This window comes from Roseobacter cerffii, assembly GCF_054226325.1.
Map to the genome: position 1 here is coordinate 4,006,807 of NZ_CM135757.1, position 13,554 is coordinate 4,020,360.

General features: G+C 62.6%; 13 protein-coding genes. 7 read left to right on the forward strand and 6 right to left on the reverse strand.

Features of this window, described 5'->3' with window-relative positions; all coding sequences use genetic code 11:
• Window positions 1-83 precede the first annotated feature (83 nt).
• Window positions 84-656: a sigma-70 family RNA polymerase sigma factor gene (locus ACVC7O_RS19505; RefSeq protein WP_458326119.1), complete on the forward strand. Its 573-nt coding sequence runs from the start codon at window positions 84-86 to the stop codon at window positions 654-656.
• Window positions 657-661: 5 nt separating this feature from the next.
• On the forward strand, window positions 662-1,321 hold the full coding sequence (locus ACVC7O_RS19510) for a ChrR family anti-sigma-E factor (RefSeq protein WP_458323776.1): 660 nt from the start codon (window positions 662-664) through the stop codon (window positions 1,319-1,321).
• An 83-nt stretch (window positions 1,322-1,404) separates the two neighbouring features.
• Here ACVC7O_RS19510 and ACVC7O_RS19515 read toward each other — a convergent pair whose 3' ends face one another.
• The 5 genes from ACVC7O_RS19515 to ACVC7O_RS19535 form a co-directional block, all read right to left on the reverse strand.
• On the reverse strand, window positions 1,405-2,499 hold the full coding sequence (locus ACVC7O_RS19515) for a mandelate racemase/muconate lactonizing enzyme family protein (protein WP_458323777.1): 1,095 nt from the start codon (window positions 2,497-2,499) through the stop codon (window positions 1,405-1,407).
• 4 nt (window positions 2,500-2,503) lie between these two features.
• Complete coding sequence (locus ACVC7O_RS19520; RefSeq protein WP_458323778.1) at window positions 2,504-3,454, reverse strand: 2-hydroxyacid dehydrogenase; 951 nt, start codon at window positions 3,452-3,454, stop codon at window positions 2,504-2,506.
• Window positions 3,455-4,303, reverse strand: a complete 849-nt coding sequence (locus tag ACVC7O_RS19525; RefSeq protein WP_458323779.1) for a fumarylacetoacetate hydrolase family protein — start codon at window positions 4,301-4,303, stop codon at window positions 3,455-3,457. It abuts the gene before it with no gap.
• A gap of 80 nt (window positions 4,304-4,383) precedes the next feature.
• A complete protein-coding gene (locus ACVC7O_RS19530; protein WP_458326120.1) occupies window positions 4,384-6,135 on the reverse strand; it encodes an IlvD/Edd family dehydratase in 1,752 nt (583 codons plus the stop codon).
• A 56-nt stretch (window positions 6,136-6,191) separates the two neighbouring features.
• Window positions 6,192-6,953, reverse strand: a complete 762-nt coding sequence (locus ACVC7O_RS19535; RefSeq protein WP_458323780.1) for an SDR family oxidoreductase — start codon at window positions 6,951-6,953, stop codon at window positions 6,192-6,194.
• A gap of 198 nt (window positions 6,954-7,151) precedes the next feature.
• On the opposite strand from ACVC7O_RS19535, the gene ACVC7O_RS19540 reads away from it, so the two are divergent.
• Both ACVC7O_RS19540 and denD read left to right on the forward strand, forming a co-directional pair.
• Window positions 7,152-8,039, forward strand: coding sequence for an NAD(P)-dependent oxidoreductase (locus ACVC7O_RS19540; RefSeq protein ID WP_458323781.1), 888 nt, complete (start codon window positions 7,152-7,154; stop codon window positions 8,037-8,039).
• Complete coding sequence (gene denD / locus ACVC7O_RS19545; protein ID WP_458323782.1) at window positions 8,036-9,019, forward strand: D-erythronate dehydrogenase; 984 nt, start codon at window positions 8,036-8,038, stop codon at window positions 9,017-9,019. The genes ACVC7O_RS19540 and denD overlap by 4 nt, the downstream gene beginning before the upstream one ends.
• Here the strand turns inward: denD and ACVC7O_RS19550 are convergent.
• Entirely contained in the window at window positions 8,983-9,672 is a 690-nt protein-coding gene (locus ACVC7O_RS19550; protein ID WP_458323783.1) for a GntR family transcriptional regulator, read from the reverse strand. The genes denD and ACVC7O_RS19550 overlap by 37 nt on opposite strands.
• A gap of 190 nt (window positions 9,673-9,862) precedes the next feature.
• Here ACVC7O_RS19550 and ACVC7O_RS19555 point away from each other — a divergent pair, with 190 nt between their 5' ends.
• The 3 genes from ACVC7O_RS19555 to ACVC7O_RS19565 all read left to right on the forward strand — a co-directional run bounded on the left by ACVC7O_RS19555 (window position 9,863) and on the right by ACVC7O_RS19565 (window position 13,510).
• Window positions 9,863-10,885, forward strand: a complete 1,023-nt coding sequence (locus ACVC7O_RS19555) for a TRAP transporter substrate-binding protein (protein ID WP_458323784.1) — start codon at window positions 9,863-9,865, stop codon at window positions 10,883-10,885.
• A 94-nt stretch (window positions 10,886-10,979) separates the two neighbouring features.
• The gene (locus ACVC7O_RS19560; RefSeq protein ID WP_458323785.1) at window positions 10,980-11,885 is read left to right on the forward strand and encodes a TRAP transporter small permease subunit; all 906 of its coding nucleotides are present in this window, start codon (window positions 10,980-10,982) and stop codon (window positions 11,883-11,885) included.
• Window positions 11,885-13,510, forward strand: coding sequence for a TRAP transporter large permease (locus tag ACVC7O_RS19565; RefSeq protein WP_458323786.1), 1,626 nt, complete (start codon window positions 11,885-11,887; stop codon window positions 13,508-13,510). The genes ACVC7O_RS19560 and ACVC7O_RS19565 overlap by 1 nt, the downstream gene beginning before the upstream one ends.
• Window positions 13,511-13,554 lie beyond the last annotated feature (44 nt).

Sequence of the window (13,554 nt, forward strand, 5' to 3'; positions counted from 1 at the left end):
GTAAATGGGACATGTTGGTGGGTCTTGAAAGCGAACTGAAAACCACGTCTGTTCCCGCTGCGGTGGCGGACCCTTTGTTGACGATGAAGGCTGGACAAAAACACGTGAGCGGTAAGACCGGATCAACACGGATGCTGTGGGTGGAGCATGTCACTCGCGTCCGGGACGACAAAGATACTCAGGCGTTTGCCGAGCTGTTTGACCACTTCGCCCCGCGGGTGAAGGGATTTTTGATGAAGTCCGGCGCGGATGCGTCGCTGGCCGAGGAGTGCTCGCAGGATGTGATGGCAGCACTCTGGAACAAGGCGCACCAGTTCGACCCGGCCCGCGCCTCCGTCGCGACGTGGATTTTCACGATCGCCCGGAACCGCAAGATTGACCTCCTGCGCCGCCAGCGCAGGCCAGAACCAGAGGACCTCACATGGGGTCCTGAAGAAGAACCGGATCAGGCAGATGTCCTGACCCTGCAACAGGAAACCGAGGCGCTCGGTGTCGCATTGGCCAATTTGCCGGATGCGCAGCGAGAGCTGATTGAAAAGGCGTATTTCGGGGATCTGACCCACAGTGAAATCGCCGCAGAAACCGGTCTGCCCCTGGGCACGATCAAATCGCGAATACGGTTGGCGCTGGATCGCCTGCGCCACGCAATGAAGTGAATGACATGAGTAACAGCATTAAACATCACCTCAATGACGCCATTCTCATGGCTTATGCGGCGGGCAGCCTGCCGGAAGCCTTCAATCTCATGGTCGCAGCGCACCTGTCGCTCTGCGACACCTGCCGCGCGCAGGCTGAAAGCTTCGACGCCCTGGGCGGCGAAGTGCTGGAGATGGCGGACAGCGGTGCAGGCGCGGCGTTGGAGCCGGGCAGTTTTGAGGCAACCCTGTCGCTGATCGCCGGCGGCCCGGTTGCGGAACCGACCGCAGCCGAGACGCATTGCGCCGTGCTGCCCAAGCCGCTGCGCGACTATGTGGGCGGCGATCTGAACGCGATCCGCTGGAAACCGGTGGGTATGGGTGTGAAACAGGCAATCCTGCCAACCTCCAAGGAGGCCTCGGCCCGGCTTCTGTTAATCCCGGCGGGAACGGCGATGCCCGATCACGGCCACCACGGCACCGAGATGACGATGGTGCTGAAAGGCGCGTTCCAGGACGACGATGATTACTTCGCCCGCGGGGATGTGGAGATCGCAGACAGCGACATGCACCACACGCCAGTGGCGGACATCCACGAGGATTGCATCTGCCTCGCCGTGGCCGACGCGCCGCTGCAGTTCGATCGGCTGATCCCGAAGATTGCACAACGGTTCCTGCGGATCTGAGCCTTAGGTGCCCGTGGCCAACCACTGGATTGAGTATTTTCGGAAGGGTGAAGGCGCAATTGAAGTCGGTCTTTGCACGGGTGCTATGAAGCGACCTCGAAAGGAGCAAGTCGCGCCCAGTCGAAGGTAACGCCTGTACCGGGCTGATCGGGCGCGACGGCGCGGTGGTTTTCGATGACCAGCGGTCGCGTGGTATAGCGGTCAATCGGAAAACTGTGCACCTCGATCCAGCCTGCGTGCGCCTGCGCTGAGACAAGGCTCACGTGCAGCTCCTGCATCCCGTGACTGCAGACCGGGACACCCGCCTGCCGCGCCAGCTCTGAGGCTTGCAGCCAGCCAGTAATCCCCCCGCAGTTCGAGGCATCGGGCTGGATGAACCCCAGGTCCCCGTGCTCCAGCGCCATCTCGAATTCATGGATCGTGTGCAGGTTTTCACCCTGCGCAACGGCCATGCCGGTCGCCTTGGTAATCTCGGCATAGCCCGCGTAGTGGTCCGGGATAATCGGCTCCTCAAACCACAGGATCTCCTGGTCCTTCACCGCATTGGCGAGAGAGATCGCCTGCGGCACCGTCATCGAATAGTTGGCGTCGATCATGAAGGCCGTGTCGGACCCGATCTGCTGGCGCACCGCGCGGATGCGCGCCACATCCTCGGCTTCGGTCGGCTGGCCGATCTTGATCTTCACACCATTCAGGCCCGAATCGAGGTAACTTTGCACATGGGTCAGAAGCTTTGGCAGCGGATAAGCCAGATCGATTCCGCCGCCGTAGGCTTTGCAAGTCTTTCCAGCGCCTCCCGCCATCTGCCAAAGCGGCTGATCCAAGGCCCGCCCGCGCAGGTCCCAGAGCGCGATATCCACCGCCGAGATCGCGAAGCTCAGGATACCGCCGCGCCCGACGTAGTGCATATGCCACTGCATCGCGTCATACAGCGCCTCGACATCCTCGGAGTCGCGACCCACTAGGAAGGGCGCCAGATCATGGGTGATCATCGCGGCGATCGCGTGCCCGCCACGTCCGCCGTTGTAGGTGTACCCGGTCCCCTCGCGCCCGTCCTCCAGCGTCACCGTGGCCGTGATGAGGTGAAAGTGGCTGTGGCTGCCATGCTTGGCATCCACTAGCACCTCATCCAGCGGCACGTTGAAGAGCCGGGCGGTAACGCGCGCAATCCGGGTCACAGGCTCACATATCCGCGCATTCCGGGACGGCCGAGATCACCGTGCCGTCCTTCAGGTGCTGCAGCAGGTTGTCCACCGTCAGCGCGCCCATGGCGGCCCGCGTCTCATGTGTGGCCGAGCCCACATGCGGAAGCAACACGACGTTTGACAACTTGCGCAGCGCCTCGGGCACATGCGGCTCTGCCTCGAAGACATCGAGACCAGCCCAGCCCAGACGCCCCTCTTGCAACGCGGCGATCATCGCCGCCTCATCCACAACCGAGCCACGGCTCACGTTGATCAGTGTGCCCTGTGGCCCCAGCGCATTCATCACCTCGGCGTTGACGATCTTGTTCGTCGACGGCCCACCAGGGGTGATGCAGATCAGCGTATCCACATCCTTCGCCATCTCGGTCAGATCGCCGTAGTACTTGTAGTTCACATCCTTCGGGCTGCGCGAATGATAGACAATGGTCGTGCCCCAGGGTGCCAGCTTGTCTGCAATCGCCTGACCAATCCGGCCTAGGCCCAGAATACCCACGGTCTGATTGTCCGCCGAGCGGGTCAGCGCGGAACTCCCCTCCGCCTCCCACCGCCCCGAGCGCACATAGGCATCGTCGCGGAGGATCTCGCGATAGCAGGCCAGCATGAGCAGCACGGCGGTCGTTGCCACCTCGGCGTTCAGCACGTTCGGCGTATGCGTGACCACCACGCCCTTGGCTTTCGCCGCGTTCACATCGATGGCGTCATAGCCCACGCCATAGCAGCTGATCGCCTTCAGGTTCGGCATCGCCGCCATGTACTCCGGCTTGACCCCATCGTGCCCATTGGTCGCCACATGAGTGATACTGCTGCCATTCTCGGCCAGCCACGCCTGCGGGTCATCCATGTCCTTCGCTTTGTGCACGGTGAAGGCAGCGTTCAACCGCTCCAGCATCACATCAGTGGCGCCACCGATCAAAAACAACTCCGCCATTTACGCATCCTCCGTCACGGTTTGCCGCTGGTGCCCCAGCCCTTCGATGGTCAACTCCATCACGTCGCCTTTTTTCAGGTACACCGGCTCCGGCTTGATCCCCATGCCGACGCCGGGAGGCGTCCCCGTCGTTATCACATCGCCCGGGTGCAGCGTCATCAGCGACGACAGATGCTCGATAATCTCCGCAACCGTGAAGATCATGGTCGCGGTGTTCCCCGTCTGCATCCGCTTTCCGTTCACATCAAGGCTCATGGCGAGGCTCTGCGGGTTCGGCACCTCATCCCGCGTCACCAGCCAGGGCCCCGTCGGCCCGAAGGTGTCGCAGGATTTGCCCTTGGTCCACTGCCCGGTCAACTGCGTCTGGAAATGCCGCTCACTCACGTCGTTCACGACGCAGTACCCTGCCACATGGTCCAGCGCGCTCTCTTTGCTCACATATTTCGCTGTCGTGCCAATCACCACACCCAGCTCGACCTCCCAATCGGTGTGGGTCGATCCGCGCGGCATGCTGACGTCATCATTCGGGCCCACCACAGCCGAATTGGCCTTGAAGAAGAGGATCGGGTGCTCGGGGATATCCGCGCCCGTCTCGGCGGCGTGGTCGGAATAGTTGAGCCCAATGCAAAGAAATTTGCCGATGTTGCCGACGCAGGCCCCGATGCGCGGATCGCCGTCCACGACAGGCAGGCTTGCCGGATCAATTGCACGCAGCGTCTCCAGCCCCGCGTCCGACAGCACCTCACCCGCGATATCATCAACATGTGCGGACAGATCGCGCAGCGTGCCATCTCCATCCAGCATCCCGGGCTTCTCTGCACCTGCGGCGCCATATCTTACAAGTTTCACGTCTTTCTCATCCCTTTTCCGTTGGCAGGTCCGGTGGGCTTTCAGGCCACCGCTCCGATGGTCACGCCACACGCGCGTGTCTAGTGATTGTCTCGCGGCAGCCCTTTGCGCGAGATGTCCTGATAGGTGTCCGCATCCTGCAGGATCATCCCCTGATCGAAGCGCCCCACCTTCTCGCGGAAGAGCGCCTGCCAGGGCGACTGGCTCTCGGGCGCGTCATAGCCGCCCTGCGCCTCGAAGATCCGCGCCCGCTCGGCCAGTTCCTCCATTGGCACCAGCATGTCCGCCGTGCAGGTGTTCAGATCAATCCGCACCGTGTCACCGGTCTTGAGCAAGGCCAGCCCCCCGCCCGCCGCCGCCTCGGGCGAGGCGTTCAGGATGGACGGAGACCCGGAGGTCCCGGACTGGCGCCCATCGCCCACGCAGGGCAGCGCCTCCACACCTTTCTTCAGCAGGTAGGATGGCGGCCGCATGTTCACGACTTCCGCCCCTCCGGGATAGCCTTTGGGCCCCGCCCCGCGCATGAAGAGAATGCAATCCTCATCGATGTTCTCACTCGGATCATCGATCCGGTGGTGGAAATCCTCGGGTCCGTCAAACACCACAGCCCGCCCTTCGAAGGCGTTCATGTCATCCGGGTTCGACAGATACTTGGCGCGGAAACTCTTGCTGATCACACTGGTCTTCATGATCGCGCTGTCAAAGAGGTTACCGCTCAGGTTGATGAAGCCCGCCTGCTCCTTCAGCGGCTCGGACACCGGCTTGATCACCTCGGTGTTCTCGCTGCGCAGATGCCCGCAGTTCTCGGCCATCGTCTTGCCATTGGCGGTGATCACATCCGGATGCGGCAACAGCCCCGCAGCGATCAGTTCGCCGACAACCGCCGGCACACCACCCGCGTGTTGATAGTCCTCGCCCAGGTACTCCCCCGCCGGCTGCAGGTTCACCAAGAGCGGCACATCATGCCCGATGGCCTGCCAGTCGTTGTTGTCCAGCGGCACACCCAAATGCCGCGCGATCCCGTTCAAATGGATCGGCGCATTGGTCGAGCCGCCAATCGCCGAGTTGATCACGATCGTGTTCTCAAAAGCCTCCCGGGTCATGATGTTCGACGGACGCAGGTCCTCCCAGACCATGTCCACAATCCGTCGCCCGGTCTCATAGCTGATCTGCCCGCGCTCGCGATAGGGCGCCGGAATCGCTGCGGACCCCGGCAGCTGCATGCCCAAGGCCTCGGCCAGCGAATTCATCGTCGTGGCCGTGCCCATCGTGTTGCAATACCCGACCGAAGGCGCCGAGGAGGCCACAAGCTCCATGAACCCCTCATCGTCGATCTCGCCCGCCGCGTGCATCTCGCGCGCCTTCCAGACGATGGTGCCCGAGCCCGTCCGCTCACCCCGGAACCAGCCGTTCAGCATCGGCCCCACCGACAGCGCGATCGCCGGAATATTCACGGTTGCAGCCGCCATCAGCAGCGCGGGCGTGGTCTTGTCACAGCCAATGTTCAGCACCACCCCATCGAGCGGATAACCGAACAGCGTCTCGACGAGGCTGAGATACGCGAGGTTCCGGTCCAGCATCGCCGTCGGCCGCTTGCCCGTTTCTTGGATCGGATGCACCGGCACCTCGATACAGGTGCCCCCGGCGGCAATGATCCCGTCGCGCACCCGCTTTGTCAGCTCCAGATGATGCCGGTTGCAGGGGCTGAGGTCGCTGCCCGTCTGCGCAATTCCGATGATCGGCTTGCCCGACTGCAGCTCTTCCCGCGTCAGCCCGTAATTCAGATAGCGCTCCAGATAGAGCGCGGTCATCTCCGGATTGTCCGGGTTCATAAACCACTTGCGCGACCGCAAATCTTCGATGCTGATTTTCTTTGTTCCAGACTCTGTCACTGTCCTGACCAGCCTCCATCAATGATATGGGGATGCCCCGTTGTGAATGCGCTCTCGTCGCTGGCGAGGTATACCACAAGCGCCGCGATCTCCTCTGCCGTGGCCACCCGGCCCATGGGCTGGCGCGAGACAAACTGTTCCATCGCCTTGTCCTTGCTGCCGAGCTGCTGCCCAAGCGCGTCGACCCGATCATGCCAGCTCGGGCTCTCCACCGTGCCCGGGCAGATCGCGTTACACCGAATGCCTTTCGACACGTAGTCCACCGCCACCGATTTCGTCAGCCCGATCACCGCCGCCTTCGTCGTGCCATAGATAAAGCGGTTCGGCGCACCAATCACCGACGAGCACGCCGACGACATATTGATGATCGACCCACCCCCGCGTTCCAGCATCCCCGGCAGGGCCGCACGGATCGTCCGCAGCATCGAGCGTACATTGAGATCGAAGGCAAAGTCCCACTCGTCGTCCTTGGCATCGAGCACAGAGCCATGATGCACGAAGCCCGCACAGTTGAACAGAACGTCCGGCTGCGCCTGCGCGACACCCGCGGAAACGCTCTCATCACTGCGGGCGTCAAGTTCGAAAATTTCGATATTTTCGTGATTCGCCTCCCGAATCGTGGAAAGCGCCGCCATGTTGATGTCCGTCGCGAAGACCTTGGCACCCTCTGCGGCCATGGCCAGGGCACTGGCCCGCCCGATACCCTGCCCGGCCGCTGTCACCAACGCGCGCTTACCCTTAAGCCTTTGCCCTGTCATGATATTCTCTCCCCCGTTGCGCCTGCGGCCGGCTCTCCAAACCGGGGGGTTCCCCCATCGCCGCTGCACAAATCTTGCCGTCTTCATCAAAAAACCACCGGACGGGCTGGTCCAATGGCTGGTTTTCGTTAGCGTATGACAACAGCGCCACTTTGGCTACTGCTTTGGATAACGGATCGAGGGGGGACATCCAGCACCATGACCACATCGCGAAAAATCACGCTGATCGGAACGGGGCTGATGGGCGTCCCCATGAGCCGCAATCTGCTCAAGGCCGGGCACGATCTTACGGTCTGGAACCGCACGCTTGCCCGCGCCGAACCGCTCGCGAAGGATGGCGCCACCGTCGCCCCCGATGCGATGACCGCCATCGCGGGCGCCGAATTCGTCATCACCATGCTGTCGGATGGGTTCGCCTCGGGCGCGATGATCGAAGAGGCGCTCACAGACAAGGCGCTCAGCCCAGGTGCGATCTGGATCGACATGTCCAGCGCCAAGCCCGAACACGCCCGTGCGCAGGCGAAGCTTTTGAACAGCCTGGGCTACGGCCATCTCGACGCGCCCGTCTCGGGCGGGACAAAAGGGGCCGAGGCCGCCAGCCTCGCGATCATGGTGGGCGGCAAACCCGACACATTCGAGACCGCGCGCGACGTCTTCGAGGCCATGGGCCGCCCCGTACACGTCGGCCCTTCGGGTGCGGGGCAGCTCTCGAAACTCGCCAATCAGACCATCGTCGCCGTCACCATCAGCGCCGTGGCCGAGGCGATGCTGCTCGCCGAACGGGGCGGCGCCGACCCGGCAGCGGTGCGTGCGGCCCTCAAGGGTGGCTTTGCCGACAGTGTGATCCTGCAACAGCATGGTGAGCGTATGACCGAGGGCAATTTCGAGCCCGGCGGCCTCACCAAGTTCCAGGTGAAGGACCTCAACAACACGCTCGACGAAGCGGCGAGCCACGGCCTCACCCTGCCCGCCACCGAGAGCGTCCGCGACCGCTTCCAGCATTTCATCGACGCGATGGACGGGGGCGAGAAAGACCACTCCGGCCTCTATCTCGAACTCAAGGCGCGCAACGGGCTGCTCACATGACGAAGGTTCTCATCATCGGCGGCGGCGGCATGGTCGGCCAGAAGCTGCTCGCCCGCCTGCTGGCCGAAGGGCTGCCCGGGCACGACACGCTCGACATCACGCTCTTTGACATCGGCTTTCCGCCCGGCTGCCCGGACGGCCCCGCGCAGATCACCGGAAACCTGACCGATCCCGCGAAGATCGCACAGCTCGCCGCGTTGCGCCCGGATCTCATCTTTCATCTCGCCGCCATTGTCTCGGGCGAGTGCGAAACCGATTTCGACAAGGGCTGGGCCACTAACATGATGGCCATGTGGCAGCTGCTCGAAGCGCTGCGGGCCGAGCATGACGCGAGCGGCGGCGCCTATGTGCCGCGCGTGATCTTCACCTCCTCCATCGCCGTCTTCGGTGCGCCCTACCCGGAGAAGATCGGTGACGAATTCCTCTCATCGCCGCAAACCAGCTATGGCGCGCAGAAGGCAATCTCGGAGCTTATGCTGCAGGACTTCAGCCGCAAGGGCTTCATGGACGGGATGTCTTTGCGCCTGCCCACGATCTGCGTGCGCCCGGGCAAGCCGAACCTCGCCGCCTCGTCCTTTTTCTCCGGCATCATCCGCGAGCCGCTGAACGGGCAGGAGGCGATCCTTCCCGTGCCTGACACCGTACGGCACTGGCACGCCTCACCGAAATCCGCCGCCGGGTTCTTGATCCACGCCGCCACGCTCGACACCGCCCGGCTCGAAGGCCGCCGCGCGCTCAGTCTGCCGGGGCTCAGCTGCACAGTGGCCGAGCAAATCGAGGCGCTACGTGGGGCCGCGGGTCAGAAAGCTGTCGACCTGATCAAGCCGCAGCCCGACGAGGCAATCATGAAAATCGTCGCGGGCTGGCCGCGGAACTTCGACCCCGCACGCGCCATCGCGCTCGGCTTCCGGGCCGAAAGCAGCTTTGACGAGATCGTCGAGACCTATATCGCAGAGGATTTGCCCAGGGCTTCGGGCTGAGCCTTGCGCGGCATCGGCCGCGTCAGGTTGCGTGCCAGATGGTCGTTCACACAGACACGCATCAGGTCTTCGTTCCGCTGCAAAGCCGCATCCAGAATCGCCTGATGCTCGCGAATATTCTCGGGGAAATACCCGTAATTCGTCTCTGCCGAGACGAGTTGCTGGCGGAACTGTTCGTAAATTACCGCGTGCGTACGCTTCAGAAGGCCCGACCCGCAAGCATCGATCAGCGTCTCATGAAACTCCTGCTCGGCCCGGCTCCAGAGCCCAAGCAGGGGAATCAGATCGCCCGAGGTTCGCACCCGCGTTTCGATGTGAGACAACTTATGGTGGGCAGCCGTCAGCCGCGACTCCCATTCCACGCCTCCCATCCGGATCGACAGGCAGGCACCTTCCGTCTCCAGCAAAATCCGCATATGCGTCAGCTCATGCTGGCGCTCAACTGATTGAAAAGGCGCGCGAAATCCACGCTGCTCCTGAAACTCGACAAGGCCGACGGTGGACAGCCGAAACAGCACCTCGCGCACCGTGCTGGCCGAACAATTGTAATCATGGCGTAGCTTTTCCGCGCGCAGTTTGGTACCATATCCGAACTCGCCGGTGATCAGCCGGTGGCGCATATCGTCAAAGATGTCGGCATCCTGCGCGGCCATGAAACCTCCCCCAGTACAACCTCAGCGTTACGCGCAAAATTTCGAAAATCAAAGAAAATATCGAAATTCGGGAAAAATAAAATATTTTCTTGCTTGCGGTGCACCCCTCAGCCTAACGTTTCGGTAGCGTAAGACAGACCGGGCCGAAATGCCCCGACGGAAATGTGCGCTCAACGTCTGGGAGGACAACATGAAACTCATCAAGAAGGCGGCGACCGCTGCCGCCGTAGCAGCGCTGGCTGCGTCGACTGCGTTCACCGCATCGGCGGAGACCACCAAGCTGCGCATCCAAACACACTACGCCCCTGAAACCGTCTCCGGCAAACTCGCCGCGCAGTACATGCAGGACATTCAGGACATGTCGAACGGCGAGATCGAGGTGGAGATGTTCTACTCTTCCTCCGTCGTGAAATCGGTGGAGACCTTCGATGCCGCCTCGACCGGCATTCTCGATTGCGACATGACCGGTGGTGGCTATCAGACCGGCAAGAACTCCGCGTTCCAGTTTGTGGGCGACATCATGGGCGGCTACGACACGCCCTACCAACAGCTCAGCTGGCTGTATTTCGGTGGCGGCAAGGAAGCCGCCGCGCCGCTTTACAACAAATACGGCATGGAGCTGATCGGCTGGTGGGTCTACGGCCAGGAGAGCTTTGCCTCCTCCAAGCCCATCGCCAAGGTCGAAGACTTCAAGGACTGGAAGTTCCGCTCACCCCCCGGCATGCAGACCATCATCTTCGAAAAGCTGGGCGCCTCGCCCATCGTGATGGACTTCACTGAGATCTTCACCGCGCTTGAAACCGGCATAATCGACGGGGCGGATGCCTCGGGCCTCGCCAACAACGTCGGTCTGGGCCTCTATGATATCGTGAAGCACGCCAACTTCCCCGGCTTCCACTCGATGCCGTCGGATCACCTGGCCTGCAACAAGGCGGTCTTCGACGCGATGCCCGCGCATCACCAGAAGATCATGAAGGTGGCGATGGAAGCACTGGCGCTGCGCACGGCCCTGACGTTCGAGAAGAAGAACGCCGAAGCCGCCGCACAGCTGCGCGAGCAGGGCGTGACCCTGTCGCAGTGGTCGACCGAAGAACTGAACAAGTTCCGCGCCGCGGCGCAATCGGCCTGGGGTGAGTTTGCCGACACGCCGGAAGCCAAGGCGCTGGTGGACTCGCACCTTGCCTACCTCGATCAGCTGGGCCTCAAGCAGTAAGCTGACCCAACACGAGACCCCGCCCGCACCGGGCGGGGTCTTTTTTCTGGCCCGGGGCGCCAGTGTAACAGTCCCACAGGGGTGAGGGAGTGACATGCAGGAAAAATCCGGCGGCCTGATCGAATGGCTGATCCCAATGGCCTTCATCGCCTGCGCTGGCTGGGTGACATGGCACATGCCAGCCTTCACCCTCACGCTGGCCAAGCCCGAAGACCCCTCGCAATACGACAAGCTCTCGGCGCTCTTTGCCCGCGCCGATATCACACCGGGCCTCTCCGGCCTCTTCGGCGGCTATGCCGACATCATGGACTGGCTCGCCGTCCTGCTGATCCCGATCCTCGCCTATATCGGCATGCGCACCGTGCGCCGCGCGGCGATGGAATTCGAAAGCTGGCGCGCCATTGACCGGCTTGCCGTCTTCATCGGCCGCGTGACAATGATGCTGGTGGTCGTGCTCTGCTCGGTAATGATCTACGAGGTCATCCTGCGCTATGTCTTCGAGCGCCCGACGCTCTGGGCCAATGAGCTGTCGCTCTGGCTCGCGGGCTTCGTGTTCCTCTGCGCCGGGCTCTACGCCATGCAACAGCGCAGCCACATCCGCATCTTCCTCATCTACGACATGCTGCCCCGCGCGCTGCAACGCACCTGCGATTGCATCTCGACGGCGATGATCGTGATCTTCGCCTTCTTCCTGTTCTACGGCGGCTACGGCGAGGCCTTTGACAAGTTCTACCGCTGGGAGACCTTCGGCACCGTCTTCGACCCGCCCATCCCCGCCACGCTGAAGCCCATGGTGCTGATCGTCGTGGCGCTGGTGGCCGTGCAGGCGGTGATCAACCTCATCTCCGACTGGAACGCCGAGCCGGTCATCCACACCGCCGCCGATGACATTGACCAGGACGAGCTTGAAAAGCTGAAAGCCGCCGTGGGCAGCGACGGCACCGCCGGGCTCGACGTGACGCGCGGCGCGATCCAGTCCCAAAAGTACAAGGCAGACTGATGGATATCGGAACGATCTCACTGGTCCTCATGCTGGGCCTCATTCTGCTGCTCGCCATCGGCATGCCGCTGGGCTTTGCCTCTGCCATCCTCGCCGTTGGCGTGCTGGTGATGAAGTTCGAGCCACAGCTTCTCACCGCGCCCTGGACCTTTGGCGATGGGATCCTCACCGGGCGACCGGGCTCCGGCCCGCTGAATATCCTCGCACAACGAATATACGGGCTCTTAACGGACTATGTCCTCATATCCATTCCGCTGTTTATCTTCATGGCGGCGCTGCTGGAGCGCTCCGGCATCGCGAAGGATATGTATTCCTCGCTGAACGTCTGGCTCAACCGCACCCGCGGCGGCATCGCCATCGTGACCTCGATCATGGCGGTGATCATGGCGGCGATGTCCGGCATCATCGGCGGCGAGGTGGTCCTCTTGGGCCTTATCGCCCTGCCGCAGATGCTGCGCCTCGGCTACAACCAGAACCTCGCCATCGGCACCATCTGTGCCTCGGGTAGCCTCGGCACGATGATCCCGCCGTCGATCGTCCTGATCATCTACGGGCTGATCACCGAAACCTCGATCAAGGCGCTTTTCACCGCCTCCTTCCTGCCGGGCTTCATGCTCGCGAGCTTCATCATCATCTACATCATCATCCGCACCCAGCTGCGCCCCGAAGACGCCCCCCTGCCCGAACCGGTCGAGGGCGAGCCCGTTGGCGCCGAAAAGGCCAAGCTCTTCGCGGCCTTCCTCTGCGTGCTGATCGCGGGCTTCTCAACCGCCCTCTTCCTGCGCGCGCTGTTCTTTGAACTCAGCGGCCAGAACGCCGCGAACACGGGCGATCCCTTCGCCTATGGTACGGCCGACTGGCTGCCGTGGTTCGGCGGCACGGTCGTGGCCGCCTTCATGATGATGTTCGGCGTGCTGGGCCGCGACCGCACGGTGCTGGGCTGGAAACTCGGCAAAGGTCTCGTCGCACCCATCGTGGTGATCGGCGTTGTCATGGGCTCGATCTACGGCGGCATCACCGGCATCACCGAGGCCGCGGGCATGGGCGCCCTCGCTGTGCTCATCATCGCGATCTTCCGCGGCGAAGCCAGCTTTGAACTCGTGTGGGACAGCCTCATGCGCACGCTGAAATCCACCGGCACCATCATCTGGGTGACCATCGGCGCGACAGCCCTCGCAGGCGCCTACACCATCGCCGGCGGGCCCACCTATGTGGCCGATTTCATCGTCGGCTCCGAGCTGCCCACCATGGGCATCATCCTGATGATGATGCTGATCCTTTTGTTCATGGGCGCCTTCATGGATTGGGTCGGCATCGTGCTGCTGATCATCCCCGTGTTCCTGCCGATCGTGCAACGCCTGCCTATCGAGGAGATTGGCCTGCTGGGCGAGCTCAACCCCCGCCATGTGGCGATCTGGTTCGGCGTCGTCTTCTGTATGAACATGCAGGTCAGCTTCCTCTCACCCCCCTTCGGCCCCGCCGCCTTCTATCTGAAGTCCGTGGCCCCGCCGCACATCAGCCTGACGGACATCTTCAAAGGCTTCCTGCCCTTCATCGGCATCCAGCTCTGCGCCCTCTCCGTGCTGCTGATCTGGCCGCCCATCGTCTCGCTGCTGCTCCCGTAACCGGGGTGGGTCCAATACCCAGCCCCCTTCACCCTTCCAAAAAT

Excerpts from the sequence above, each read along its gene's own strand:
- ACVC7O_RS19535 (WP_458323780.1), bottom strand. The coding sequence starts at position 6,953 with ATGACAGGGCAAAGGCTTAAGGGTAAGCGCGCGTTGGTGACAGCGGCC.
- ACVC7O_RS19565 (WP_458323786.1), top strand. The coding sequence starts at position 11,885 with ATGGATATCGGAACGATCTCACTGGTCCTCATGCTGGGCCTCATTCTG.
- ACVC7O_RS19510 (WP_458323776.1), top strand. The coding sequence starts at position 662 with ATGAGTAACAGCATTAAACATCACCTCAATGACGCCATTCTCATGGCT.
- ACVC7O_RS19550 (WP_458323783.1), bottom strand. The coding sequence starts at position 9,672 with ATGGCCGCGCAGGATGCCGACATCTTTGACGATATGCGCCACCGGCTG.
- ACVC7O_RS19530 (WP_458326120.1), bottom strand. The coding sequence starts at position 6,135 with ATGAACCCGGACAATCCGGAGATGACCGCGCTCTATCTGGAGCGCTAT.
- ACVC7O_RS19520 (WP_458323778.1), bottom strand. The coding sequence starts at position 3,454 with ATGGCGGAGTTGTTTTTGATCGGTGGCGCCACTGATGTGATGCTGGAG.
- ACVC7O_RS19560 (WP_458323785.1), top strand. The coding sequence starts at position 10,980 with ATGCAGGAAAAATCCGGCGGCCTGATCGAATGGCTGATCCCAATGGCC.
- ACVC7O_RS19540 (WP_458323781.1), top strand. The coding sequence starts at position 7,152 with ATGACCACATCGCGAAAAATCACGCTGATCGGAACGGGGCTGATGGGC.
- ACVC7O_RS19555 (WP_458323784.1), top strand. The coding sequence starts at position 9,863 with ATGAAACTCATCAAGAAGGCGGCGACCGCTGCCGCCGTAGCAGCGCTG.
- denD (WP_458323782.1), top strand. The coding sequence starts at position 8,036 with ATGACGAAGGTTCTCATCATCGGCGGCGGCGGCATGGTCGGCCAGAAG.
- ACVC7O_RS19505 (WP_458326119.1), top strand. The coding sequence starts at position 84 with ATGAAGGCTGGACAAAAACACGTGAGCGGTAAGACCGGATCAACACGG.